Here is a 24698-nt window from a genome sequence, read left to right as displayed (position 1 = left end):
AGCGCATCCTGGCCCGTCGAGCTGGTGGACGGCGACATCGTCCTCCGGCCGATAAAGCTGCGCGACCAGCGGGCATGGCGCGAGGTCAACCGGCGCAACCGCGACTGGCTGCGCCCCTGGGAGGCGACCATTCCGCCGCCCGCGCCCGGCGGGCCGCTCGCGCACCGCCCGACCTTCCGTCAGATGGTGCGGCACCTGAGGTCGGAGGCGAACGCGGGCCGGATGCTGCCCTTCGTCATCGAGTACCAGGGGCGGCTGGTGGGGCAGTTGACGGTCGCCGGGATCACCTGGGGCTCGATGTGCTCGGGGCACATCGGCTACTGGGTGGACGAGTCCGTGGCGGGGCGCGGGGTGATGCCGACGGCGGTGGCGCTCGTCGTCGACCACTGTTTCCGCAGGGTCGGACTGCACCGCATCGAGGTCTGCATTCGCCCCGAGAACGGGCCCAGCCGCCGGGTCGTGGAGAAACTCGGATTCCGCGAGGAGGGGCTCAGGCCCCGTTATCTCCACATCGACGGGGGCTGGCGCGACCACCTCGTGTTCGCCCTCACCGCGGAGGAGGTGCCGGACGGGCTGCTGAGGCGGTGGCACCGGGCACGATCGCAGAGCAATCCGGGAATGCGGCACCACCCCCGAAATTGAATATGTGTTCGAAAATGATCGGCCAGTGATCGTCTGAGGGCAATGAATTCCCGGCCTGGGCGGTCTGCTGATCGCATCGGTCACAAAAAAAGTTCGAAATATCAGCCAGATCGTGCGACACACCGGCTCAATTGGCAGATGGCCTCACGCAAACCCCTCTACGGTGTGAGACGTGAGCAGCAGCGGCCTCATCTACGCAGTCATTGTCGGGGCCTGGGCCGCCTACTTGGTGCCGATGTGGCTCCGTAGGCAGGACGAGCTGAACGAGGCCCGTCCGACGGAACGCTTCAGCACCGCCATCCGGCTGCTTTCCGGCCGGGCGGGGATGGAGCGCCGGTACGCCAAGGACCTGCGGGCGCGCTCCACCGAGGAGGGGGAGCAGGGCGCCGGCGACCTGGACGCCGCCACCGACTCGGTGGACGTCCGGGCCTTCGCCGTGTCCAAAACGCGTCCTCAGACCCAGGCACCCGTACCGTCGCCCGCCCAGGAGCAGCCGGGCCGATCGGAGCAGCCGGCCCGCCCGGCACCCGCACCGAACGCGGCGTCCGCGGCCCGTGGGGAGGGCCGTGTGCCCGCCGCCCGGCGCCGCCCCTCGCCGCAGGCCCAGGCGGCCGCGGCGCGGGCCCGGCGCTCGAAGGTGCTCGCGCGCCGTCGGCGCACCACCATCATGCTGTTCCTCGCCTTCACCCTCGGCGCGATCGTCGCCGCGGTCGGAGGCCTCGCGTTCCTGTGGGCGCCCGGCGTGCCCGCGGTCATGCTCAGCGTGTACATCGCGTACCTGCGCACCCAGGAGCGCCGTCGCTTCACGTACCAGATGGACCGCCGCCGGGCCGAGCTCGCGGCCCAGCGGCTGCGGGAGCGGCACCGCCGGCCCGGTCGGCGCGCCGCCGACGAGGAGTCCGACGAACCGGAGGACGGACCCGAGCCGGTGACCGACCCCGGCCTGTCCGCTCTCGCGGCCGACCGGCGCGCACTCGTCGAGCAGACCGACCACGCCGAGTGGGTCGACCAGCAGCGCGAGCGGCAGCGGCGCCCCGGGCAGGGCGACAGCTGGGACCCGGTCCCGGTGCCCCTGCCGACCTACGTCACCGCACCGGTCGCCCCCGGGCCACCAGCGACGTCGACCTCGGGGCCCCCGACACCTGGAGCTCGGCACGCTCCAGCTCCGTCACCCCGGACCTTCAGGACGAGGCCGACACCGCGCTCCCCGGCGATCCGGATCCCCACAGCGAGGAGCGGGCGGACGGTGACGGGCGCACCGACGCCCGCCGCGCGGCCTCCGCACGGCGGGCCCGGGAGCGCGGCCGCACCCCGCTGTTCGACCAGTACGAGGACGGGGACCGGCCCCGGGCCGCCAACGAGTAGCCCCGAACCCGCAGGTGACCGCCCCTGGGGAACGGATTTCCAAGCAGGCCGATCGGGGTGCTAAAGTTTCACTCGTTGCAAGGGCCTGTGGCGCAGTCCGGTAGCGCACCTCGTTCGCATCGAGGGGGCCAGGGGTTCAAATCCCCTCAGGTCCACGCAGCTCAGAGCCCCGGTCGGGATTCCCGACCGGGGCTCTGACGTGTGTTCAGCACCCCACGCCTCAGAGGCCCTTCGCGAAGCAGCGGCTCGACTCGTGGTGGCGGTAGTAGCCGAACTTGCCGCACGGCTCGTAGCCGCTGGAGGTGTACAGGGCTATCGCCTCCGGCTGCTCGGTGCCGGTCTCCAGGACCATGCGGGTCCGGCCGGCCGCGCGGGCGTCCTCCTCCAGGGCGGCCAGGATGCGGCGGGCCAGGCCCCGGCCGCGCATGCCGTCGACCACGTACATGCGCTTGATCTCGGCGTCGCCGTCCAGGTTGCCCTCGTCGTTCGCGTCCTGGGTGCGCCAGCCGCCCGAGGCGACGGGGGAGTCGTGCTCGTCGTACGCGAGCAGGTAGGTGCCGTTCGGCGGTGCGAAGTCCGAGGCGGCCAGGACCGTGGCGTCGCCTCCGTCGCCGTAGCGGACGTGGTATTCGGCCTGGACCTGGTCGCTGAGCTTCGTGGCGTCGGGGTGGTCGAAGGAGACCCGGCGTATATGCATGCCGAATACCGTATGTCACCTCATGCTTCGTGGGGGAGTGTGTTCGATCCGGAACTGGACCTCGTCCAGTGCGCCGGTATCGTGCCGGGGTGCTGACTGTTACCTCTGTGAATGTGAACGGGCTGCGTGCCGCCGCGAAGAAGGGCTTCGTGGAGTGGCTGGCGGCGACCGACGCCGATGTGCTGTGCCTGCAGGAGGTGCGTGCCGAGCCGGGGCAGCTGCCCGAGCAGGTGCGGGCGCCCGAGGGGTGGCATGTGACACACGCGCCGGCCGCTGCCAAGGGGCGGGCCGGGGTGTCCCTGTACAGCCGCCGCGAGCCCGACCGGGTCCAGGTCGGCTTCGGGTCCGAGGAGTTCGACGGCAGCGGGCGCTATGTGGAGGCCGACCTCCCAGGGGTCACCGTCGCCTCCCTCTATCTGCCCTCGGGTGAGGTCGGCACTGAGCGGCAGGACGAGAAGATCCGCTTCATGGGCGAGTTCCTCGCCTATCTGAAGGGCCTCAGGGAGCGGGCCGCCGCCGAGGGGCGTGAGGTCCTGGTCTGCGGCGACTGGAACATCGCCCATCAGGAGGCCGACCTCAAGAACTGGCGCGGGAACAAGAAGAACTCCGGGTTCCTGCCGGAGGAGCGGGAGTGGCTCACCCAGGTCCTCGACGCGGCGGACGGGGGGTACGTCGACGTGGTGCGGGCGCTGCACCCGGACACCGAGGGGCCGTATTCGTGGTGGTCGTACCGTGGGCGGGCTTTCGACAATGATTCAGGATGGCGGATCGACTACCACGTGGCCACGCCCGGGCTCGCCGGGCGGGCCGTCAAGGGGTTCGTGGAGCGGGCCGCCACGCATGAGGAGCGGTGGTCCGATCATGCGCCCGTGACTGTCGTGTACGAGCGGTAAGGGCTCAGGGCCTGCGCATCCGCCGGTCCAGCGCCAGTGACAGTTCCGCCTCCACCACGCTCCGTGCCAGCGGCCGCAGCCGGGGGAGGTCGGTCGGGGAGGCGTGGCGCAGGACCAGGTCCGTGAAGAGTTCGGCCAGGGCGTCGGCGTGGGTGCGGACCTGTTTGGCCGCGTCGAGGACCTCGGCGAGGGGGATGCCCTCGTGGACCAGGGCCGAGGAGACATCGAGGAGGCGGCGGCTGATGTGGACGATCTCGTCGCCGTCGGTGCCGAGGTAGCCGAGTTCCATCGCGGCGGCGAGGTTCTCGGGCGTGGTCTCGCCGGCGAAGTGGTCGGCGAGTTCCTCGGGGGTGAGGTGGACCGGCTCCTCCTCGGTGGGGGCGCCTCCGACGCCGAGCAGGTCGCCGACGTCGCGGCCGTTGTCGAAGGCCTCCGCGAGTTCCGCGATGCCGCTGAGGTTGTGGCCGCGTTCCAGCAGGGCCGTGATCGTGCGCAGGCGGGCCAGGTGGTGATCGTCGTACCAGGCGATACGGCCTTCCCTGCGAGGCGGCGGGATCAGTTTGCGTTCGCGGTAGAAACGCAGAGTGCGCACCGTGATCCCGGCCAGGCGGGCCAGCTCGTCCATGCGGTATTCACGCTTCTCGGCCACCTGCGCACCTTAAGGCGTACCACGGGTAACTTCCTTGTTCTGCCCCCTACCCATGAGTACCCCGCTGCCCTACGCTCCCATTGCGCCAGTGTTCACTGGCATGGTTCTCGTGGTGTGTGGAGGTGTCGGCATGGGCGAACGCGAACACGAACGCGAGCATGTACGGGTCGCGGTGGTCGGGTCCGGGTTCGGCGGGCTGGGGGCCGCCGTGCGGCTGCGCCGCGAGGGCATCACGGACTTCGTCGTCCTGGAGCGGGCGAGCAGCGTCGGCGGCACCTGGCGGGACAACAGCTACCCGGGCTGCCGCTGTGACGTGCCCTCGCATCTGTACTCGTTCTCCTTCGCGCCCAACCCCGAGTGGCCGCGCACCTTCTCCGGGCAGGAGCACATCCGCGCCTATCTGGAGCACGTCACGGACGTGTTCCGGCTGCGGCCGCACCTCCGCTTCGACTCGGAGGTGAAGCGGATGAGCTGGAACGCCGAGCGGCTGTGCTGGGACATCGAGACCAGCAGCGGGAACCTGTCGGCGGACCTGGTGGTGTCGGCGACCGGGCCGCTGTCCGACCCGAAGGTGCCGGAGATACCGGGGCTGGAGTCCTTTCCCGGCAAGGTCTTCCACTCGGCCCGCTGGGACCACGACTACGACCTGCGCGGCAAGCGCGTCGCGATGGTGGGGACCGGGGCCTCGGCCGCCCAGATCGTGCCGGCCATTCAGCCCGACGTCTCGCGCCTGACCCTGTTCCAGCGGACCCCGCCGTGGGTCATGCCCCGCGTCGACCGGAACATCAGCGACGGCGAGCGCTGGCTGCACCGGCAGCTGCCCTTCACCTCGCAGCTCAGGCGCGGACTGCTGTGGGGCATCCGGGAGTTGCAGGTGCAGGCGTTCACCAAACACCCGGGCCAGCTCGGTCTCGTCGAGGAGCTGGCCCGGCGCAACATGGCCCGCTCCATCAAGGACCCGGCGCTGCGGGCGAAGCTCACCCCGGACTACCGCATCGGCTGCAAGCGGATCCTGCTGTCCAGTGACTACTACCCGGCGCTCGCGCAGCCCAATGTGGACGTGGTCGCGAGCGGCCTGGCCGAGGTGCGCGGATCGACCCTGGTCGCCGCGGACGGCAGTGCGACCGAGGCCGACGCGATCGTCTTCGGCACCGGGTTCCATGTCACCGACATGCCCATCGCGGACCGGGTGGTGGGCGCCGACGGGCGGACCCTCGCCGAGACCTGGAAGGGCGGCATGGAGGCCCTGCGCGGCGCCTCCGCCGCAGGTTTCCCCAACTGGATGACGATCATCGGGCCCAACACGGGCCTCGGGAACTCCTCGATGATCCTGATGATCGAGTCCCAGTTGAACTACCTGGCCGACTACGTCCGCCAGCTCGACGTCCTCGGCGGCAGGGTCGCCCTCGACGCCCGACCTGGTGCCGTACGGGCCTGGAACCACCGGGTGGGGGAGCGCATGAAGCGCACGGTGTGGAACACCGGCGGCTGCACCAGCTGGTACCTCGACGCGAGCGGCCGCAACACCACCATCTGGCCCGGCACGACGGGCGAGTTCCGGCGGGCGACGCGCCGGGTCGACCTCGCCGAGTACGACGTCCTGCGCGTTCCCGTGCGGGCGGAGGCCGAGAAGGCCGGGGCGGACGCGTGAGCCGGCTGCTGCGTGTCGAGACCGGGCCCTACGCTCCGCCCGCCCCCGCCCGGGAGCTGGCCGCCGTCTCCGCCGACGGCGCCCGGCTGCACGTGGAGATCCACGGCCCCGACGGTGCCCCGGCCGTCGTCCTGGCCCACGGCTGGACCTGCTCCACCGCCTTCTGGGCGGCGCAGATCCGTGAACTGGCCGCCGACCACCGGGTCATCGCCTACGACCAGCGCGGCCACGGGCGCAGCCCGGCGAGCCCCGCGTGCAGTGCCGAGGCGCTCGCCGACGACCTGGAGGCCGTACTCGAAGCCACCCTGGCGCCCGGCGAACAGGCCGTGATCGCCGGGCACTCCATGGGCGGCATGACCGTGATGGCGGCCTCCGCGAGGCCCGCCTTCCGGGCACACGCGGCCGCCGTCCTGCTGTGCAGCACGGGCAGTTCGCAGCTGGTCGCCGCCTCCACCGTCGTACCGATCCGGGCCGGGCGGCCGCGCACCTGGCTGACGCGGCGGATCCTCGGTTCCCGGGCGCCGCTCGGCCCGGTCACGCCGCTGGCCCGGCGGATCCTCAGGTACGGCACGATGGGCGCCGGTTCGGCCCCGCACATGGTCGAGGCGTGCGCCCGTATCGTGCACGCCTGTCCCCGCAAGGTCCGCCACGCCTGGTCGCAGGTGCTGGATCTGCTCGACCTCGACCACGGCGTGCGAGAGCTGCGGGTGCCCACGGCCGTCGTCGTCGGTACGGCGGACCGGCTGACGCCGCCGGTGCAGGCCCGGGCCCTGGCCGCCGCGCTGCCGCACTGCACCGGGATCGTCGAACTGCCGGGCATCGGCCACATGACGCCCATCGAGGCGCCCGAACTGGTCACCGGCACCATCCGGGAACTCGTCCACGCACACATCCAGGTCGTATCCGAGGAGAGCGCATGAGCAGGGTGAGCCTCGAGGGGAAGGTCGCCGTGGTGACCGGGGCGGCGCGCGGCGTCGGGGAGTTGCTGGCCCGCAAGCTCTCCGCGCGCGGGGTGAAGGTGGCCCTGGTCGGTCTGGAGCCGGACGCGCTGAAGGAGGTCTCCGGGCGGCTGCACAGTGACAGCGACCACTGGCACGCCGACGTCACCGACCACGAGGCGATGGCCCGGGTCGCGAGCGAGGTCAAGGAGCGCTTCGGGAGGGTCGACATCGTCGTCGCCAACGCCGGTGTCGCCACCGGCGGTCCCTTCACGGACTCCGACCCGGAGTCCTGGCGGCGGGTGATCGAGGTCAACCTGATCGGCTCGGCGGTGACCGGCCGCGCCTTCCTGCCGTCGCTGCTTCAGAGCCGGGGGTATCTGCTCCAGATCGCGTCCCTCGCCGCGATCACTCCGGCGCCGATGATGACGGCCTACTGCGCGTCCAAGTCCGGTGTGGAGGCGTACGCGCACAGCCTGCGCGCCGAGGTCGGGCACCGGGGCGTGAAGGTCGGCGTCGGGTATCTGTCGTGGACCGACACCGACATGGTCCGCGGGGCCGACCAGGACGACGTCATGCGGGAGTTGAGGCAGCGGCTGCCCTGGCCGTCCAACAAGACCTATCCGCTGGGCCCGGCCGTGGACCGGCTCGTGGCCGGGATAGAGAGCCGGTCGAGCCATGTGTACGGGCAGTGGTGGCTGCGCGGCATGCAGGGCGTGCGCGGCTACCTGCCCGGGGTCATCGGGACGGTGGGGCAGCGCGAGATGCGGCGGTTCGCGGACCGGCTGACGGGCATGCGCTCAGGCCTCGTCGGGGCGGGTGGAGCGGCCGATGAGCAGCAGAGGGCTACGCTCCGTGAGTGATCGACATGCGCAGGGTCACGACCCGTGTGAATCTGATCGAGCCAGATCCCCTCACCCCCAACGGGAGTGAACCCACATGGGTATGAAGGACCAGTTCCAGGAGAAGTCCGAGCAGTGGCAGAACCAGGCCCGTCAGAAGGCCGACCAGGCCCGCGAGCAGATGCAGGGCCGTGGCCGCCGGCGCGACGAGGACATGGAGTCGCCGCAGCACCCGCAGCGTGACCGTGAGCGGGAGCGCGAGCAGGAGGACCGCTTCGACCAGGACCACGACGCCTGACGACGCGATCTGAACGGAAGGGGTGCCTCGCGCGGGGCACCCCTTCCGCACGTCCACGCCACGGGCCTCATGTGCGCGGCGGCAGCTTCGGCCGGGAGCGGTCCGGTACGTCGCTGTACGTCGGAGGCACCGCAGCCGGGCTGCTCTCCAGCAGCCCGAGCGCCAGCTCCACCGCGTCGGTCAGCTGGGCGTGGCGGCCCTCCGCCCAGTCCAGTGGGGTGCGCAGGACGTCGATGTCGGGGGCGACGCCCCGGTTCTCCACCGACCAGCCGTAGGCGTCGAACCAGGCCGCGTTCATCGGCACCGTGATCACCGTGCCGTCCCCCAGCTCGTGGCGGCCGGTCATGCCGACGACACCGCCCCAGGTGCGCTGCCCCACCACCGGGCCCAGCTTCAGCAGCTTGAACGCGGCGGTGATCATGTCGCCGTCGGAGGAGGTCGCCTCGTCCGCCAGGGCCACCACCGGGCCCCTCGGCGCGTTCGAGGTGTACGACACGGGCTGGGCGTCGCGGGTCAGGTCCCAGCCCAGGATCGTGCGGCTCAGCGTCTCGATGACCAGCTCGCTGATGTGACCGCCGGCGTTGCCGCGTACATCCACGATCAGCGCCGGGCGGGACACCTCCATGCGCAGATCGCGGTTGAACTGCGCCCAGCCCGAACCGCCCATGTCCGGGATGTGTAGATAGCCGCAGCGTCCGCCGCTCAACTCCCGGACCACCGCCCGGCGTTTGGCCACCCAGTCCTGGTAGCGCAACGGCCGCTCGTCCACCAGCGGGACGACGGCGACCCGCCGGGGCGGGCCCACGGCCTCCGCCGTGCCTTCCACCGCGGCCTCCGCCGAGTCCTCGGCCGGGGTGAAGGTCAGCTCCACCGTCGTACCGCCCGCGCCCGCCAGCAGCGGACAGGGGCCCGCGTCGGGATCGACCGGGCGGCCGTCGACGTGGGTGAGGACCGCGCCCTCCCGGATGCCCGTGCCGGCCAGCGGGGAGCGGGCCTTGGAGTCGGAGGAGTCGCCGGCCAGGATCCGCAGCACCGTCCAGCCGCCGTCCCGGCGTACGAAGTTGGCGCCCAGCAGGCCCTGCCGGCGCTGGTAGTGCGGCGGGCCCTCGTTGCGCCGGGCGGCGGTGACGTACGCGTGGGAGGTGCCCAGCTCGCCCAGCACCTCGCGCAGCAGGTCCGCGAACTCGTCCGGGGAGGCGACCCGTTCGACCAGCGGACGGTACTGGTCCAGCACCCCGGCCCAGTCGATGCCGCACATGCCCGGCTCCCAGAAGTACGCCCGGATCAGCCGCCCGGCCTCCTCGTACGCCTGCCGCCACTCCGCCGCCGGGTCGACCACGTGCAGGATGCGGCGCGCGTCGATCCACACCGTCGAGTCGGCGTCGCCCGACTCGACGGCGGGCACCGCGCGCAGCTCACCCTCGTCGACCACGACCAGTCTGCTGCCGTCGCCGCTCACCGCGAACCAGTCGAGGTGGTCGACGAGTTCGGTCCTCTTGGCCTTGGTGATGCCGAAGTGCTCCAGGGTCGGACGGCCGCTGGTGTCGTCCGGGTTGGCGAACGTCTCGCCCAGCGCGCCCGAGATCGGCCAGCGCAGCCACACCAGCCCGCCGCCCGCGACCGGGTGCAGCGCCGAGTACTTGGAGGCGGCCACCGGGAAGGGCGTGACCCGGCTCTCCAGACCCTCGGCCTCGACGGTCACCGCCCCGCCGTCGCCGTTCTCGTCGTCCTCCACCGGGTCCAGGCCCCCGGCGGCCGGACGGCCCTCCGGGTTCACCGCGAACGGGGAGGGCGTCGCGGAGGACAGCGGCACGAGGTACGGGCGGCAGCCCAGCGGGAAGGACAGGTCGCCGGTGTGCACGTCGTAGACGGGGTCGAAGCCGCGCCAGGACAGGAAGGCGAGGTAGCGGCCGTCGCGTGTGAACACCGGGTTCTCGTCCTCGAAGCGGCCGTTGGTGACGTCGATGACAGCACCCCCCTGGATCCTGGCCATCTTGATCTGCCGCAGGGTCCGCCCGATGCCCGGATGCGACCAGGTCAGCCACGCCCCGTCCGGGGAGAACGCGAGGTCGCGCACGGGCCCGTTGATCGACCGGATCAGCTCGGTGACCTCGCCGTCCGAGTCCTCGGTGACGTCCACGAGCAGCAGTCGCCCGTCGTGGGAGGCGACGGCGAGCCGCTCGCCCTCCGGGTCCGAGACCAGCTCGCGCACCCGGCCCAGGGCGCCGGAGGCGAGCCGGTACGGCTCACGGGCGCCGGACGCCCTGGGCAGCGAGGCGATCTCGATCGCGTCCTCGCCCTCCGCGTCCGTCACATACGCCACCCGCCCGCTCGCGCCGAACATCTCCGGCATCCGCACGCGGACGCCCGGGGTGTCGGTGAGGGTGCGGGCGGGCCCGTCGCGGTGGGTGAGCCAGTAGAGGCTGCCACGTACGACGACGGCGCTGGCCCGCCCGGTCTCGTCGACCGAGATCCCGTCGAGGTGCTGGGCCGCCGCCACCTGGTACGGCCGCCGGCCCGCGCGCGGCCCGCCCATCCGTACGTCGAGGCGCCGGGGCGCGGAGTCCGGCGACAGGTCGTCGACCAGCCACAGGTCGCCCGCGCACTGGTACACCACGCGGGTCCCGTCGCTGGAGGCGTGCCGGGCGTAGAAGGCGTCGTGGTCGGTGTGGCGGCGCAGGTCGGAGCCGTCGTACGCGCAGGAGTAGAGGTTGCCGACGCCCTCGTGGTCGGAGAGGAAGGCGATCCGGCCGCCGACGAACATGGGGGAGTGCAGATGGCCGCCGAGTCCGGCCAGCAGCCGTTCGCCGTGCAGCCACAGCCGGCCTGTGGCCCCGCCCCGGTAGCGCTTCCAGGAGGCGGGTTCGTGCGGCGGGGTGCCGGTGAGGAGCAGGCTCTTGCGCTCGCCGTCCAGGTCCGCGACCTGGATGTCGGAGACCGGCCCCCAGGGCAGTTTGCGGCCCGGGGCGCCGTCGAGGGGGACCTTGTAACCCCAGGTGAAGAAGGAGAAGGGCTCGCCGTGCGAGGCCACGGCCAGGATCTCGCCCTCCGGGGTCCAGCCGCAGACCCGGGTGTCGGCGCTGCCCCAGTGGGTCAGCCGACGTCCCGGGCCGCCGTCCACCGGGACGAGATGGACCTCGGGCACCAGGGTGCGCCAGCTCGTGCACGCGAGGTGGCGGCCGTCGGGCGAGAAGCGGGGGTGGCCCAGTTTGGTGCGGTCGACGGTGAGCCGCCAGGCCCGCCCGGGGGCGTCGAGCGGTGCGAGCCAGAGGTCGTCCTCGGCCACGAAGCACAGCAGGTCGTCATGGAGGTGCGGCACGCGCAGATAGCTCACCTCCCCATGCTTTGCCTGGGGGCGAAGCAGAGCAAGTTATGACAAACGCCCCTCGGTGATCCAGGGTGACGCGGCACACGTACGAAACGGTTTCGTTTCTATGGGGGCTGCGCTACATTCGTCATGTACGAAACCGTGTCGTTCGGAAGCAGGAAGGTGAGAGAGATGACTGAGGTCGCCACCCCGCGTCGCAGTCGGATCACCCCCGAGCGTGAGGCCGAGCTGTACACGGCTGTGCTCGACCTGCTCCGGGAAGTCGGCTACGACGCCCTCACCATGGACGCCGTAGCGGCGCGCACGCGGTCCAGCAAGGCCACGCTCTACCGCCAGTGGGGCGGCAAGCCGGAGCTGGTGGCGAAGGCGGTCCGGCACAACAAGCCGGGCGACATCGCCGACGTCGACACCGGCTCCCTGCGCGGCGACCTCCACGCCCTCACCTCACGTGAGGACGACTGCACCATGCAGCAGAACGCCGCGCTGATGCGGGGTCTGTTCATGGCGGTGCACGCCGACCCGGATCTTCTCCAGGCGTTCAGGGAACTGCTGATCGAGCCGGAGATGGAGGAGTTCCACCGGGTGGTGCGAAGAGCGGTCGACCGCGGTGAGATCCGCGCCGACTGTCCGGCCCTGGACTACGTCGTGCACATGCTGGTGGGCGCCTTCGCCACCCGCACGCTGATCGACGAACAGCAGCCGACGCAGGCCTTCCTCATCTCGTACATCGACGCCGTGGTCCTCCCCGCCCTCGGCATCCCCACCGTCTGAACCACCGTCTGAACCACCACCTGAGCAATCCCCACCGCAGCACCTGACGCGATCGCCGCTCACGTCGTCGGGCTGATCACCCCTGCCCTGAAACACCCCACGACCTGACCGGGAGTACGCCCACGTGGCCACTTTCCTCTACAAACTCGGCCGGCTCTCGTTCCGGCGGCGGCACTTCGTCGCCCTGATATGGGTGGCCCTGCTGACCCTCGCCGGTGTCGGCGCGGCCAGCGCCCCCGCCGCGGGCAACAGCTCGTTCTCCATCCCCGGCACGGAGGCCCAGAAGGCCTTCGACCTGCTGGAAGAGCGCTTCCCCGGCGTGAGCGCCGACGGAGCCACCGCACGCGTCGTCTTCAAGGCACCGAGCGGCGAGAAGATGACCGACCCCGGCAACAAGGCGACGGTCCGGGAGGCCGTCAAGGAACTGGCCGACGGCTCCGAGGTCGCCCGCGTCACCGACCCGTACCAGGCGAAGGCCGTCAGCAAGGACGGCACGATCGCGTACGCGCAGGTGTCGTACAAGGTCTCCGGCATGGAGCTGGAGGACTCCTCGCGCGACGCCCTTCAGGACAGCGCGCAGGACGCGCGCAAGAGCGGGCTGACCGTCGAGATCGGCGGTGACGCGCTCCAGACGGTCCCGCACACCGGCAGCAGCGAGATCATCGGCATCGCGGTCGCGGCGGTCGTCCTCGTCATCACCTTCGGCTCACTGGTCGCGGCCGGTCTGCCCCTGCTGACGGCGCTCATCGGCGTGGGCATCGGCGTCTCCGCGATCACGGCCCTGGCCAGTGTGCTGGACCTGGGCTCGACCACCTCCACCCTGGCGATGATGATCGGCCTGGCGGTCGGCATCGACTACGCCCTGTTCGTCGTCTCCCGCTACCGCGCCGAACTGGCCGAGGGCCGCGACCGCGAGGAGGCGGCGGGCCGGGCCACCGGCACGGCGGGCTCGGCGGTGGTCTTCGCGGGCCTGACGGTCGTGATCGCGCTGGTGGGTCTGTCGGTCGTCAACATCCCGATGCTGACCAAGATGGGCATCGCCGCGGCGGGCACGGTGGCCATCGCGGTGCTGATCGCCCTGACCATGATCCCGGCGCTGCTCGGGTACGCGGGCCGCAGGGTGAAGCCGATGGGGGAGAAGGGCAAGCGGTTCGGCCGGGCGCCGAAGAAGCCGGAGCGCCCCAACCTGGGCACGCGCTGGGCGAGCTTCGTCGTCCGCCGTCCGATCGCGGTGCTGCTGCTCGGTGTCATCGGCCTCGGCGCGGCGGCCGTCCCGGCGTCGAGCCTGGAACTGGGCCTGCCGGACGACGGCTCCCAGCCCACCTCCACCACCCAGCGCCGCGCCTACGACCTGCTGTCCGAGGGTTTCGGCCCCGGCTTCAACGGCCCGCTGATGGTCGTGGTCGACGCGAAGAAGAGCGACGACCCGAAGGCGGTCTTCGGTGACGTCGGCGATGAGATCAAGGGCCTCAAGGATGTCGTCACGGTGATGCCGCCGGCGCCCAACAAGGCCGGAGACACGGCCACCATCACCGTGATCCCGGGCTCCCAGCCGTCCTCGGTGACGACGGAGAACCTGGTGCACGGCATCCGGGACGCGGGCACGGGCATCAAGGCCGACACCGACGCGAACGTCCTGGTCACCGGCAGCACGGCGATGAACATCGACGTCAGCGAGAAGCTCAACGACGCGCTGATCCCCTATCTGGTCCTGGTGGTCGGCCTGGCCTTCCTGCTCCTGATCGTGGTGTTCCGCTCGATCCTGGTCCCGCTGAAGGCGGCCCTCGGCTTCCTGCTGTCGGTGATGGCGGCCCTCGGCGCGGTGGTCGCGGTCTTCCAGTGGGGCTGGCTGTCGGGCCTGATGGGCGTGGAGCAGACGGGCCCGGTCATGTCGATGATGCCGATCTTCATGGTCGGCGTGGTCTTCGGCCTGGCGATGGACTACGAGGTGTTCCTCGTGACCCGGATGCGGGAGGCCTACGTCCACGGCGAGAAGCCGAGCCAGGCGATCGTGACGGGCTTCCGGCACGGCGCCCGGGTGGTGACGGCGGCGGCGGTCATCATGATGGCGGTCTTCGCCGGCTTCATCGGCTCGTCCGAGTCGATGGTCAAGATGATCGGCTTCGGCCTGGCGATCGCGGTCTTCTTCGACGCGTTCATCGTCCGGATGGCGATCGTCCCGGCCGTCCTGGCCCTCCTCGGCCGCAAGGCCTGGTGGCTGCCCAAGTGGCTGGACCGGGCGCTGCCCAACGTGGACGTCGAGGGCGAGGGCCTGCGCCCGGACTCCGGCCGCGGGGACACGGACCGGGAGCTGGTGCGCGCCTGACGTTCCACCGCTTTTGATGAACCGGCCGGTGAGGGCTCCGTGGGGACGGGTGCCCTCACCGGCTTCTCCGCGCTCATTTCCCCTACAGGCCGCGGGCGGTGATGTCGCCGTAGGAGGTGGTCGCGCGGATGTTCAGGCCGGCGGCGCCGCCGTCGGCGTTCATCAGCGTGTTGTGGATCCGGCCGAAGCCGGTGCCGGCGTCCAGTGAGGCGGAGACGCCGCGGCTCGCGCCGACCGAGATCTCGCCGTGCTCGGTACGCAGCTCGACCGAGCCGCCCGTGGCCTCGGTGACCCGGATGTCGCCCTTCTGGGTGCTGATCTCCGCGGACCCGCCCAGCCGGCCCACCGAGACATCGCCGGCGAGGAGGGTGAGGCGGGCGCCCTCGGTCTCGTCGAGCTTGACCGAGCCGTGCTGGCCCTCGAAGGCGACGTCGCCGAGCCGTCCGACGCCCCGGAACTCGGAGCTGGCCGCCTTCGCCTCGACACGGGAGCCGGCGGGCAACTGGACGGTCACCTCGACGGACCCGGAGTTGCCGAGGATCCGGTTCTTCGCCGGTGCGGCCTCGATCCGCAGCACACCGTCGCCGAACTCGACGCCGATCTGCTCAGCCGCCTTCACGTCGCGGCCGCTCGAACTGTCCGCGGGCCGGACCTCGACGGTGGTGTCGTCCCGGTCGGCGGCGATGAACCGGATACGTCCGGCGGGGATGTTGAGGACGGTGGAGATCGGGGCGGGGGTGGTGAACTTCTGCATCGTGCTCTCCTTCGACTCGCTGTTTCCGACGAGTGAAACGCTACGTTGCGTTCATGAGTATGGCAACGCACTCGTTGCGATTCAGGAGCATAAGTGCAGGTGAGAACGGCAATTTCGTTGCAATGGTTGCTTATTTAACGCAACGATGCTCGGGCTATCGTTGCAATGAAATGAAGGTGAACGCTATGCTGGAGGCCACCTGAGGAGAACGAAGGAGATCGCGATGCCGGGAGGCAGGCTCACCCAGCAGGAACGTCAGCAGATCGCACTGGGACTGGCCGACGGCCTCGCCTACGCGGAGATCGCCAGACGAGTCGACCGCCCGACCTCGACCATCACCCGCGAGGTCATGCGCAACGGCGGCCCCACCGCCTACCGCGCCGACCTCGCCCACCGGGCCACCGAACACCGTGCCCACCGGCGCCGGCAGGCCACGCCCAGGGCGGCGGAGGCGCCCCCGCAGGCCCATGGGCGCGACGCGGAGGCCGTGCGCGAGTACGAGGAGGTGTTCACCACCGTCCTGATGGCCTCGGGCATGACGACGATGCCGGCCAGAGTGATGGCCTCCCTCACCCTGACCGACAGCGGCAGCCTCACCGCGTCCGAACTCGTCCAGCGCCTCCAGGTCAGCCCGGCGTCCATCTCCAAGGCGGTCGCGTTCCTGGACAGCCAGGGTCTGGTCCGCCGGGAACGCGACGAACGCCGCCGCGAGCGCTACATCGTCGACGACGACATCTGGTACCAGTCGATGATGGCCAGCGCCCGGTCCATCGCCCAGCTCGTCGAGATCGCCCGCCAGGGCGTCGGCGTCCTGGGCCCCGGCACCCCGGTCGCCGCCCGGCTCGAGAACATCGCCCGCTTCCTCGACTTCGTCAGCGAGAGCACGGCCCGCGCGGCGGAGCAGGCCCGCGAGATCCTCCGTACGAAGGCATAGTCGGTCCACGGGCCGGCGGGGGCCGAGGCCGCCGCCGGCCCCGCGGTCGTCCTGTCTCAGGCGTGCGGATGCAGGACGACCTTGGTGTAGCCCTCGACGCGCTTGTCGAACTTGTCGTACGCCGACGGCGCTTGGTCGAGCGGCAGTTCGTGCGAGACGACGAAGCTCGGCTTCGCCCGGTCCTCGATGATCATGTCGCGCAGGTGACGGTTGTACCGCTTGACGTTGCACTGCCCGGTGCCCATGCGGAGCCCCTTCTCGAAGAGGCGCCCGATGGCGACCATCAGCATGCCCTGCTTGGCTTGCTCGTCCGGTCCGCCCGGGTCGCGCGGCACGTACAGGCCGGGCACCCCGAGAGCACCCGTCGGCCGGACCGTCTCGACGAGCGAGTTCAGTACGATCGCCGGTTCCTCACGGTCCTCGCCCTGCGCCTGGGCCTGGTAGCCGACGGCGTCGACACCCTTGTCCGTGCCCTGGCCCTCGGTCTGGTCCTTGATCTGCTGGGCCGGACTGCCCTGCGTGAAGTCGATCGGCACCGCACCGATCTCCCGCGCCTTCTGCAACCGCTCCGCCACCCGGTCGACGACGAACACCTTGCTCGCACCGCGCAGCATCGCCGAGTAGGCGGCCATCAGCCCGACCGGACCGCCGCCGTACACGGCGACGCTCTCACCGGGACGCACATCGGCCAGTTCGTTGCCGTGGTAGCCGGTCGGGAAGATGTCGGCGAGAAGGACATAGTCCGTTTCCTTCTCGGTGCCCTCGGGGAGCTTGAGGCAGTTGAAGTCGGCGTACGGAACCCGTACGTACTCCGCCTGGCCCCCTGTGTAGGGCCCCATCGCGACATAGCCGTAGGCGCCGCCGGCGAAGCCCGGGTTCACCGTCAGGCAGAAGCCCGTGAAGCCCGCCGTACAGTTCTTGCAGAAGCCGCAGGCCACGTTGAACGGCATGACCACCCGGTCGCCGCGGCTCAGCGACGTGACTCCCTCTCCTGTCTCCTCGATGACGCCGAGGTTCTCGTGTCCGAACACGATGCCCGGCTCGGCGGCGGTACGGCCCTCGTACATGTGCAGGTCCGAGCCGCAGATGGCCGTCGACGTCACCCGCACGATCACATCGTTCGGGTGCTGGATCCGGGGATCCTCCACTTTCTCTATCGCCACCTCGAAGGGGCCCTTGTATACGACAGCCCTCATCGTCAGCACCTCCATCTGTGTCCTGGCTCATATACCAGGCTGGTACATGATGGGAGGATTTGCACTCAGAGAAGATGATCGAAGAGGAAAGGTTCAAGGCCTTGTCACGTCGTATCGGATCACTGCTCGTATCGGTCTCCGGCCTGTCCGGCACGACCTACCCGGTGGGCACCCGCGTAGCCATCCAGGGCACCGGAGGCTCCGTCGACGGCTTCGTCGACGGAGACTGGCTGCCGCTCGCGTGGTGGGAGTTCGCGGACGTCGCACCGGAGGACACCGCCCGCTGAAACCCCCCTCGCGTGTCCGATACACGTACGGCTAGCGTGCCCCCATGACGACGACAGCCGCCACTGACGCCGGGAACCCCGGAGCACATCCCCTTTTCGCCCAGGCCCTGCGTGAGCTGGGGCTCGCGGATGTGCTCGGCCGGGTCCGCCGCTTCCCGGAAGCCACCCGTACCGCCGCCGAGGCCGCCGCCGCCCTCGGGTGTGAGCTGAACCAGATCTGCAAGTCGCTGATCTTCGCGGCCGACGGGGTGCCCGTGCTGGTACTCATGGACGGGGCCTCCCGGGTCGACCTCGAACTGGTGCGCAAGGAGCTCGGTGCGGACAAGGTCACCCGGGCCAAGGTCGATGTCGTACGGGAGACGACCGGCTATGCCATCGGCGGCGTGCCGCCCTTCGGGCACCGGACGAAGACCCGCGTGCTCGCCGACCGCTCCCTGTTCGACCACGGGACCGTGTGGGCGGCGGCCGGGACCCCGTACACGATGTTCCCCATGGCGCCCGGCGACCTCGTCGCCCACGCCGGCGCCGCCCTGGTGGACGTGCGCGAAAGCGACTCGTGACGCCGCTGGTCACGGCCGCGGTCCTGCTCGCCGCCGTGACCCACGCCAGCTGGAACGCCATCGCGCACAAGATCACGGACAAACTCGCCGGGTTCGCGCTGATCTCGGGCGGCGGCCTGGTCATCGGGCTGGCACTCGCGCCGTTCGTGGCGTTCCCGGCGGCCGGGGCGTGGCCGTATCTGCTCCTCTCCGCCGCCATCCACATCGCCTACTACGCGCTGCTGATGAAGTCCTTCCGGCTGGGCGACTTCGGGCAGGCCTATCCCATCGCGCGCGGCACCGCGCCCCTCGTCGTGACCCTGCTCGCCGCGCTCTTCGCCCACGAGGTGCCCGACGGGTGGGCCGCCGCCGGTGTAGCCGTGTCGTGCGCGGGGCTGACCGGCGTCGCCCTGTGGGGACTGCGCGGGCGGCGGCCCGACTGGGCGGCGATCGGGGCGGCCCTGGCGACCGGGCTGACGATCGCCGTGTACACCGTGGTGGACGGGCTGGGCGTGCGTGCGTCGGGCTCCTCACTCGGGTACATCGCCTGGCTGATGGCCGTGCAAGGGGTCGTCATCCCCGCGTACGCCGTGAGCCGCTGGCGCGGGCGGACCGTCGCCCTGCTGCGGCCGTTCGCCGTGATCGGGCTCGTCGGGGCCGCTCTCTCCGTCGCCGCCTACGCCCTCGTCCTGTGGGCCCAGACCAAGGCCGAGCTCGCGCCCATCGCCGCCCTGCGCGAGTCGTCGATCATCGTGGGCGCGGCGATCGGGGCCGTGTTCTTCAAGGAGCGGTTCGGGATTCCGCGGATCGCGGCGGCCGGGCTGCTCGTCGTCGGCATCGGGTTGATGCTGCACGCCGGATAGGCGCGTCGGGACGGGTGCGTCCCGCTGGTGCGAGGAGCACCCTGGAACTAGGTCTTCCGGAGGTGATCGTCATGATGCACACCCGAGCGGGATGGCACGTCGAGATGGAATTCATGGAGGACGAGCAGCACACGCGCGCGGTCGCGCTGGTCCGGCTGCCCGACGGCACCGAGGTACGAGCGCACGGGGCGGCCAACCGGCACCGGTCCGACGTCAATCAGCCCAGGGTCGGAGAGGAGATCGCCGGGGCTCGGGCGCTCAACGAACTCGCCATGCTTTTGCTGACCAAAGCCCATGAGGAGATCGACCAGGCGTCCGGGCGGATCTCCCACCCGATCCACGTCTAGAGGTCGAGAGGCCGGAGACCGGGAGTCTCAGAGGCCGAGCGCCTGCCGTACCGCCCGTACCAGCCCCTGCGCCCGCGGATCCGCCGTCACCGTCTTGCGGAAGCCGTTCGTGACGTAGCCGAAGGCGATGCCGGACTCCGGGTCCGCGAAGCCCAGGGCGCCGCCGCGGCCCGGGTGGCCGAAGGAGCCCGGGGACAGGAAGGGCGAGGCGCTGCCGTGCAGCATGTAGCCGAGGCCGAAGCGGGTGCCGACCACCAGGACACGGTCGGGGCCCGCCGACTCCTCGGCCCGGGCCAGTTCGACCGTCTCCGGCGTGAAGAGACGCCCGGCGCCGGCCGTGTCGCCGATCAGCGTCGCGTAGAAGCGGGCCAGTCCGTCCGCCGTCGCGATGGCGTTGGTGGCGGGCAGGGCCGCCGCGCGGTAGGCGGGGTCGTTCTGCTCCGGGAACGGGGTGATCGCCGCGAAGGCCCGGCGGGTGAGGGAGGCCGGGTCCTCGTAGGCCTCGGTGACCGAGCGCTTCGGGCGGGCACGCAGGCCCCCGGTCGGCTCGGGGCCCTCCACACGGCCCGCGCGTCCCACCCGGTGGGCCTCCGATTCGGGCAGGCCCAGCCAGAGGTCCAGGCCCAGCGGGCCGGTGATCTGTGCCGCGAGCCACTCGCCCGCGCCCTGCCCGGTCACGCGACGCACCAGTTCGTCGAGCATCCAGCCGTAGGTGAGCGCGTGGTAGCCGTGGTCGGTGCCGGGCTCCCACACGGGGGCCTGGGCGGCGACCGCCTCGGGGCCCCGCAGCGGGTCGAGGGCCTGCTCGGGGGTGAGGGGGTGGTCGAGGACCGGCAGTCCGGCCCGGTGGTTCAGGACGTGCCGGACCAGCACCCGCTCCTTGCCCCGCGCCTTGAACTCCGGCCAGTGGTGGCCCACCGGCGCGTCCAGGTCCAGCTGTCCGCGCTGGTGCAGCAGCAGGAGTACGGCGGCGGCCAGGCCCTTGGTCGCCGAGCGCACGACCTGGGCGGTGCCGGGCTCCCAGAGGGCCGTGCCGTCGACGTCCCTCGTGCCGGCCCACAGGTCGACGACCCGCTGCCCGTCCCGGTAGACGGCGACCGACGCGCCCCGCTCCCCGAGCGTCTCGAAGTTCCGTACGAACGCTTCCCTGACCGGCTCGAAGCCCTCGGCGACTGTGCCGTTGACGTCCACGTCCGTACTCCTCGTCCTGCTGCGGTGCTGTGGGGTTCCTCCCTTAGCCAAGCAGGATGGTCACGCCGATGTTCCCGCGGGTCGCGTTCGAGTACGGGCAGATCGCGTGGGCCGCGTCCACCAGCTTGGTCGCGAGGTCGGGGTCGACGACCGGCAGGGAGACGCTCAGGGCGACCGCGAGGCCGTAGCCCTGCTGGGCGTTGGGGCCGATGCCGACCTTCGCGGCGACCGTGGAGCCGGTCAGGTCGTAGCCCTCGCGGTTGCCGACCAGGATCAGGGCGTTGTGGAAGCAGGAGCTGTAGCCGGCCGCGAAGAGCTGTTCCGGGTTGGTGCCGTTTCCGTCGCCGCCGAGCTGCGGGGGCATCGCGACCTTGAGGTCGATCTGGCCGTCCTGGCTGGTGACGTAGCCCTCGCGGCCGCCGTGGGCGGTGGCCTCCGCGACGTACATGATCTTCGTCGGGCGGGTGTCGACGGCGGGGCCGTCAGTCATGCTGTCCTCCCCCGGAACCAAGTGTGCACAAACGCATCGTGCACAAGGTACTGGCCAGTAACCGACCTGCGCCACCAGGGGGTGCCAACCCCGGGCAGCCCGCGGTCAGCGGGCCCGCCCGACCGCCGCTTCCGCCTTCTCGGCCAGGTGCCACAGCTCCTCGCGGAGCCGCGCGATCTCCGTGCCGTCCAGGCCCGTCGCCGTGAGCAGCGCGCCGGGCACGCACGTCGCGCGCTCCCGGAGTTCCTCCCCGCGCCCGGTCACGGCCACGAGCACCGACCGCTCGTCCCGCGCCGACCGCTCGCGCCGCAGCAGGCCCGCCGTCTCCAGCCGCTTCAGCAGGGGCGAGACCGTGCCGTAGTCGAGGCGCAGGGCAGCGGCCAGTTCCTTGACCGTGGTCTCGCCTCGCTCCCAGAGGACCAGCAGCACGAGGTACTGGGGGTAGGTGAGGCCGAGGTCGTCGAGGAGCGGGCGGTACGCGGCCGTCACCGCGCGCTGGGCGGCGTACAGCGCGAAGCACAGCTGGTCGTCGAGCAGCAGTGATCCGGCGTCCTCTGCGTTCGTCACGCGCTCATTGTCACGGACGGGCCGGGGCGGCCGGCACGGAACGCGGATCGAAGCCGAACGGCAGCTCCAGCCGGTGGGCGCGCATCAGCTCCTCGTCGGAGAGCAGCACGCCGGTCGGGCCGTCCGCCGCGATCACGCCCTCGCTGAGGATCAGGGAACGCGGGCACAGCTCCAGGGCGTAGGGCAGGTCGTGCGTGACCATCAGGACCGTCACGTCCAGCGAGCGCAGGATGTCGGCCAGTTCACGACGGGAGGCGGGGTCGAGGTTGGAGGAGGGCTCGTCGAGGACGAGGATCTCCGGCTCCATGGCGAGGACGGTCGCGACGGCCACCCGGCGGCGCTGCCCGAAGGAGAGGTGGTGCGGGGGCCGGTCCTTGAACTCCGCCATGCCGACCCGCTCCAGGGCCCGGTCCACGCGCTCCTCCAGCTCCGGCCCCTTCAGGCCGGCCGCCGCCGGCCCGAACGCCACGTCCTCCCGGACGGTCGGCATGAAGAGCTGGTCGTCCGGGTCCTGGAAGACGATGCCGACCCGGCGCCGGATCTCGGCCATGTGCTGCTTGCCGACGGGCAGCCCGGCGACCTTCACCGTGCCGGCTCCGCCGGTCAGGATGCCGTTGAGGTGCAGCACGAGGGTCGTCTTGCCGGCGCCGTTCGGCCCGAGCAGCGCCACCCGCTCACCGCGCGCGACCGAGAAGTCGGCGCCGAACAGGGCCTGGTGCCCGTCGGGGTAGGCGAAGGCCAGTCCGGCCACTTCGAGCGAGGGGGTCACATCAGTCACAGGGCCCATCCCAGCAGACAGACGACGAGGGCGGCGCCCGGGAGGGCCAGGGCGTACGACCACTGCGTCCGGGACGCGGTCACCTCGTCGATGACCGGCATGGCGCCGGCGTAGCCCCGGCTGACCATGGCCAGATGCACACGCTCGCCGCGCTCGTAGGAGCGGATGAACAGCGCCCCGGCGGACTTGGCGAGCACGCCCCAGTGCCGGACGCCCTTCGCCTCGAAGCCGCGGGACTCCCGGGCGATCCGCATGCGCCGCATCTCGTCCGCGATGACGTCGCCGTAGCGGATCATGAAGGACGCGATCTGCACGAGGAGCGGCGGAAGCTTGAGGCGCTGCAGGCCGAGGAGCAGTTCGCGCAGGTCGGTGGTGGCGGCGAGGAGGACGGAGGCGGTGACGCCGAGCGTGCCCTTGGCGAGCACGTTCCAGGCGCCCCACAGGCCGTTGACACTCAGGGACATCCCCAGGACGTCGACCCGCTCGCCCTCCGCGACGAACGGCATGAGCACCGCGAACGCGACGAACGGCACCTCGATCAGCAGCCGCCGCAGCAGGAACCCGGCGGGCACGCGCGCGGCGTACGCGACGACGCCCAGCAGTACGGCGTACCCCCCGAACGCCCACATCGCCTCGCGCGGTGTCGCCACCACGACCAGCACGAAGGCGAACACGGCGGCGAGCTTGGTGTGCGGTGGCAGGCCGTGCACGGGCGAGTGCCCGTGCCGGTAGAGCTTGTGCGCGTGACCCGCACCCATGTCAGACGCTCGTGGTGTCGGCCGGTGAGGTGTCGTCCGAACGGCGGCGGCGCACGGCCCAGAAGACACCGGTGCCCGCGACGACCGTGACACCCACGCCGATGACGCCCGCCAGCCCCCCGGACAGGCGGGCGTCGTCGACATCCTTGACGCCGTAGTCGGCGAGCGGGGAGTCGGCCGCGTCGTGCTCCTCGGCCTTCTTGTCGATGCCGTGGTCGCCGGCGACTTTCTCCAGGCCGTCCGGGTCGGCCGAGGCGTAGAAGCTGACGAATCCGGCCAGCAGGAGGGAGGCGACCAGGCCCGCGGCCCACACCCCGCGGTGGGAGGTCCGGGCGGCCACGGGTGCGGGCCCGGGTTCGGCGCCGGGCGCGTCGACCAGTTCGCCGTTCACCCGCAGCTTGAGCTTCGGGGTGAGGCCGCGGGCGCCGTGGACCAGGTCCGGGCGCACGGCGAGGACCGCGCCGACGGTCAGCGCGGTGATCGCGGCCTCACCGATGCCGATCAGGAGGTGCACACCGATCATGGCGGTGGCGACCTTGCCGATCGACACGTCGGTGGTGCCGCCGATCGCGTACATGAGCGTGAAGGCCAGGGCGGCGGCCGGGACGGAGACGAGGGCGGCGACGAAAGAGGCCGCGGTGATCGACCGACGGGTGCGGGGGAGCACCTTCACCAGGCCGCGGAAGAGGGCGTAGGCGACGACCGTCGTCACGATCGCCATGTTGGTGATGTTCACGCCGAGCGCGGTCAGGCCGCCGTCCGCGAAGAGCAGGCCCTGCATCAGCAGGACGACGGAGACACACAGGACCCCGGTAAAGGGGCCTACCAGGATCGCGGCGAGCGCGCCCCCGAGCAGATGGCCGCTGGTCCCGGCCGCCACGGGGAAGTTGAGCATCTGCACCGCGAAGATGAACGCCGCCACGAGGCCGGCCAGCGGGGCGGTGCGCTCGTCGAGTTCGCGCCGTGCGCCACGCAGGCTCACGGCGACGGCGCCGGCGGCGATCACACCGGTGGCGGCGGAGGTGGGGACGTTGATGAATCCGTCAGGTACATGCACGTTTCGATGATGTGGCTTGATGCGAACGCTTTGCAAGAGCGTGATGCTTGTCTTATCTCACCCGTGATATGTCCGGCCCCGAGGGCGCAATCCGGAAAATATGCGACATTGGAGGGGGAGTGGACGCACGGTTTCCACTCGGATTGCGCACGGTGAAGGGGCCGTCCGATGTCCGTAGTCGAGCAGTACGCGCGAGCCCACATCGTCACGGACGCGGCCGTCCCGTTGATCGATGAGCTGGAGGCGGTTCCGGTCACTCTGCGGTACGACCCCGACCGGGATCCCCGTGTGGTGGGCATCAGGCTGCCGGGGCCCGGGGCCGGCGAGTGGACCTTCGGCCGGGATCTCCTCGAGGAGGGGCTGCGGGCCCCCGCGGGCAGCGGCGAGGTGCGGGTGTGGCCGTGCGGCCGGGTGCAGGCCGTGGTCGAGTTCCACTCCCCGGAGGGGGTGCTGGTGGTGCAGTTCGAACGGCAGGCGCTGCTGCGGTTCCTGCGGCGGACGTACATCGCCGCCGCGGAACCGGTCATCCACTGACCT

At 71.2% G+C, this 24698-nt stretch carries 25 protein-coding genes, 1 tRNA gene and 1 pseudogene; 16 read left to right on the top strand and 11 right to left on the bottom strand.

What is annotated here, in order from left to right; all coding sequences use genetic code 11:
- Positions 1-24: 24 nt before the first annotated feature.
- From ACQEV8_RS18120 to ACQEV8_RS18110, 3 genes and pseudogenes are all read left to right on the top strand, one after another.
- Entirely contained in the window at positions 25-642 is a 618-nt protein-coding gene (locus ACQEV8_RS18120; protein WP_432961387.1) for a GNAT family N-acetyltransferase, read from the top strand.
- Between the two features lie 172 nt (positions 643-814).
- Positions 815-2007, top strand: a pseudogene (sepX, locus tag ACQEV8_RS18115) (divisome protein SepX/GlpR).
- Positions 2008-2088: 81 nt separating this feature from the next.
- Positions 2089-2162, top strand: a tRNA-Ala gene (locus ACQEV8_RS18110).
- A 65-nt stretch (positions 2163-2227) separates the two neighbouring features.
- Here ACQEV8_RS18110 and ACQEV8_RS18105 read toward each other — a convergent pair.
- Positions 2228-2704, bottom strand: a complete 477-nt coding sequence (locus tag ACQEV8_RS18105) for a GNAT family N-acetyltransferase (protein WP_432961385.1) — start codon at positions 2702-2704, stop codon at positions 2228-2230.
- Positions 2705-2793: 89 nt separating this feature from the next.
- On the opposite strand from ACQEV8_RS18105, the gene ACQEV8_RS18100 reads away from it, so the two are divergent.
- On the top strand, positions 2794-3597 hold the full coding sequence (locus tag ACQEV8_RS18100) for an exodeoxyribonuclease III (protein ID WP_432961383.1): 804 nt from the start codon (positions 2794-2796) through the stop codon (positions 3595-3597).
- 4 nt (positions 3598-3601) lie between these two features.
- Here the strand turns inward: ACQEV8_RS18100 and ACQEV8_RS18095 are convergent, their stop codons facing one another.
- Positions 3602-4246, bottom strand: a complete 645-nt coding sequence (locus tag ACQEV8_RS18095; protein ID WP_432961381.1) for a MerR family transcriptional regulator — start codon at positions 4244-4246, stop codon at positions 3602-3604.
- Between the two features lie 130 nt (positions 4247-4376).
- Here ACQEV8_RS18095 and ACQEV8_RS18090 point away from each other — a divergent pair, with 130 nt between their 5' ends.
- The 4 genes from ACQEV8_RS18090 to ACQEV8_RS18075 all read left to right on the top strand — a co-directional run bounded on the left by ACQEV8_RS18090 (position 4377) and on the right by ACQEV8_RS18075 (position 7975).
- Complete coding sequence (locus ACQEV8_RS18090; RefSeq protein WP_432961379.1) at positions 4377-5897, top strand: flavin-containing monooxygenase; 1521 nt, start codon at positions 4377-4379, stop codon at positions 5895-5897.
- On the top strand, positions 5894-6817 hold the full coding sequence (locus tag ACQEV8_RS18085; RefSeq protein WP_432961377.1) for an alpha/beta fold hydrolase: 924 nt from the start codon (positions 5894-5896) through the stop codon (positions 6815-6817). Before ACQEV8_RS18090 ends, ACQEV8_RS18085 begins: the two co-directional genes overlap by 4 nt.
- A complete protein-coding gene (locus ACQEV8_RS18080; protein WP_432961375.1) occupies positions 6814-7698 on the top strand; it encodes an SDR family oxidoreductase in 885 nt (294 codons plus the stop codon). Before ACQEV8_RS18085 ends, ACQEV8_RS18080 begins: the two co-directional genes overlap by 4 nt.
- A 76-nt stretch (positions 7699-7774) precedes the next feature.
- The gene (locus ACQEV8_RS18075) at positions 7775-7975 is read left to right on the top strand and encodes a hypothetical protein (RefSeq protein WP_432961373.1); all 201 of its coding nucleotides are present in this window, start codon (positions 7775-7777) and stop codon (positions 7973-7975) included.
- Positions 7976-8042: 67 nt separating this feature from the next.
- On the opposite strand, the gene ACQEV8_RS18070 is transcribed toward ACQEV8_RS18075, so the two are convergent.
- Complete coding sequence (locus tag ACQEV8_RS18070) at positions 8043-11309, bottom strand: S41 family peptidase (protein ID WP_432961371.1); 3267 nt, start codon at positions 11307-11309, stop codon at positions 8043-8045.
- Between the two features lie 165 nt (positions 11310-11474).
- On the opposite strand from ACQEV8_RS18070, the gene ACQEV8_RS18065 reads away from it, so the two are divergent.
- Both ACQEV8_RS18065 and ACQEV8_RS18060 read left to right on the top strand, forming a co-directional pair.
- On the top strand, positions 11475-12074 hold the full coding sequence (locus tag ACQEV8_RS18065; RefSeq protein ID WP_432961369.1) for a TetR/AcrR family transcriptional regulator: 600 nt from the start codon (positions 11475-11477) through the stop codon (positions 12072-12074).
- Between the two features lie 124 nt (positions 12075-12198).
- Entirely contained in the window at positions 12199-14400 is a 2202-nt protein-coding gene (locus ACQEV8_RS18060; RefSeq protein WP_432961367.1) for an MMPL family transporter, read from the top strand.
- An 82-nt stretch (positions 14401-14482) separates the two neighbouring features.
- Here the strand turns inward: ACQEV8_RS18060 and ACQEV8_RS18055 are convergent, their stop codons facing one another.
- Positions 14483-15154 (bottom strand): DUF4097 family beta strand repeat-containing protein, encoded by a 672-nt coding sequence (locus ACQEV8_RS18055; protein WP_432961365.1) that lies wholly within the window; start codon positions 15152-15154, stop codon positions 14483-14485.
- A 223-nt stretch (positions 15155-15377) separates the two neighbouring features.
- Here ACQEV8_RS18055 and ACQEV8_RS18050 point away from each other — a divergent pair, with 223 nt between their 5' ends.
- A complete protein-coding gene (locus ACQEV8_RS18050) occupies positions 15378-16088 on the top strand; it encodes a helix-turn-helix domain-containing protein (protein ID WP_432961363.1) in 711 nt (236 codons plus the stop codon).
- Between the two features lie 56 nt (positions 16089-16144).
- Here ACQEV8_RS18050 and ACQEV8_RS18045 read toward each other — a convergent pair whose 3' ends face one another.
- Entirely contained in the window at positions 16145-17284 is a 1140-nt protein-coding gene (locus ACQEV8_RS18045; RefSeq protein WP_432961361.1) for a glutathione-independent formaldehyde dehydrogenase, read from the bottom strand.
- A gap of 101 nt (positions 17285-17385) precedes the next feature.
- Here ACQEV8_RS18045 and ACQEV8_RS18040 point away from each other — a divergent pair, with 101 nt between their 5' ends.
- From ACQEV8_RS18040 to ACQEV8_RS18025, 4 genes are all read left to right on the top strand, one after another.
- A complete protein-coding gene (locus ACQEV8_RS18040; protein ID WP_432961358.1) occupies positions 17386-17571 on the top strand; it encodes a hypothetical protein in 186 nt (61 codons plus the stop codon).
- A 44-nt stretch (positions 17572-17615) separates the two neighbouring features.
- A complete protein-coding gene (locus tag ACQEV8_RS18035) occupies positions 17616-18131 on the top strand; it encodes a YbaK/EbsC family protein (protein ID WP_432961356.1) in 516 nt (171 codons plus the stop codon).
- A complete protein-coding gene (locus tag ACQEV8_RS18030) occupies positions 18128-18973 on the top strand; it encodes an EamA family transporter (RefSeq protein WP_432961353.1) in 846 nt (281 codons plus the stop codon). Before ACQEV8_RS18035 ends, ACQEV8_RS18030 begins: the two co-directional genes overlap by 4 nt.
- Positions 18974-19044: 71 nt before the next feature.
- Positions 19045-19320: a DUF1876 domain-containing protein gene (locus tag ACQEV8_RS18025; protein ID WP_432961350.1), complete on the top strand. Its 276-nt coding sequence runs from the start codon at positions 19045-19047 to the stop codon at positions 19318-19320.
- Positions 19321-19347: 27 nt separating this feature from the next.
- Here ACQEV8_RS18025 and ACQEV8_RS18020 read toward each other — a convergent pair whose 3' ends face one another.
- The 6 genes from ACQEV8_RS18020 to ACQEV8_RS17995 all read right to left on the bottom strand — a co-directional run bounded on the left by ACQEV8_RS18020 (position 19348) and on the right by ACQEV8_RS17995 (position 24161).
- On the bottom strand, positions 19348-20511 hold the full coding sequence (locus tag ACQEV8_RS18020) for a serine hydrolase domain-containing protein (protein WP_432961348.1): 1164 nt from the start codon (positions 20509-20511) through the stop codon (positions 19348-19350).
- A gap of 43 nt (positions 20512-20554) precedes the next feature.
- The gene (locus ACQEV8_RS18015; RefSeq protein WP_432961345.1) at positions 20555-21001 is read right to left on the bottom strand and encodes an organic hydroperoxide resistance protein; all 447 of its coding nucleotides are present in this window, start codon (positions 20999-21001) and stop codon (positions 20555-20557) included.
- A gap of 105 nt (positions 21002-21106) precedes the next feature.
- Positions 21107-21568, bottom strand: coding sequence for a MarR family winged helix-turn-helix transcriptional regulator (locus ACQEV8_RS18010; protein WP_432961343.1), 462 nt, complete (start codon positions 21566-21568; stop codon positions 21107-21109).
- A gap of 10 nt (positions 21569-21578) precedes the next feature.
- The gene (locus ACQEV8_RS18005; RefSeq protein ID WP_432961341.1) at positions 21579-22355 is read right to left on the bottom strand and encodes an energy-coupling factor ABC transporter ATP-binding protein; all 777 of its coding nucleotides are present in this window, start codon (positions 22353-22355) and stop codon (positions 21579-21581) included.
- Complete coding sequence (cbiQ, locus tag ACQEV8_RS18000) at positions 22343-23104, bottom strand: cobalt ECF transporter T component CbiQ (protein ID WP_432961339.1); 762 nt, start codon at positions 23102-23104, stop codon at positions 22343-22345. Before cbiQ ends, ACQEV8_RS18005 begins: the two co-directional genes overlap by 13 nt.
- Position 23105: 1 nt before the next feature.
- Complete coding sequence (locus tag ACQEV8_RS17995; protein WP_432961336.1) at positions 23106-24161, bottom strand: energy-coupling factor ABC transporter permease; 1056 nt, start codon at positions 24159-24161, stop codon at positions 23106-23108.
- Between the two features lie 168 nt (positions 24162-24329).
- Between ACQEV8_RS17995 and ACQEV8_RS17990 the strand changes: the two genes are divergently transcribed.
- Positions 24330-24695 carry an SsgA family sporulation/cell division regulator gene (locus ACQEV8_RS17990; protein WP_432961333.1) on the top strand — a complete coding sequence of 122 codons (366 nt, stop codon included), beginning with the start codon at positions 24330-24332 and terminating at the stop codon, positions 24693-24695.
- The last annotated feature ends 3 nt before the right edge of the window (positions 24696-24698 follow it).

Source organism: Streptomyces sp. CA-179760 (assembly GCF_050937045.1).
Taxonomy (GTDB): domain Bacteria; phylum Actinomycetota; class Actinomycetes; order Streptomycetales; family Streptomycetaceae; genus Streptomyces.
This window is presented reverse-complemented; position numbering and strand designations above follow the sequence as displayed.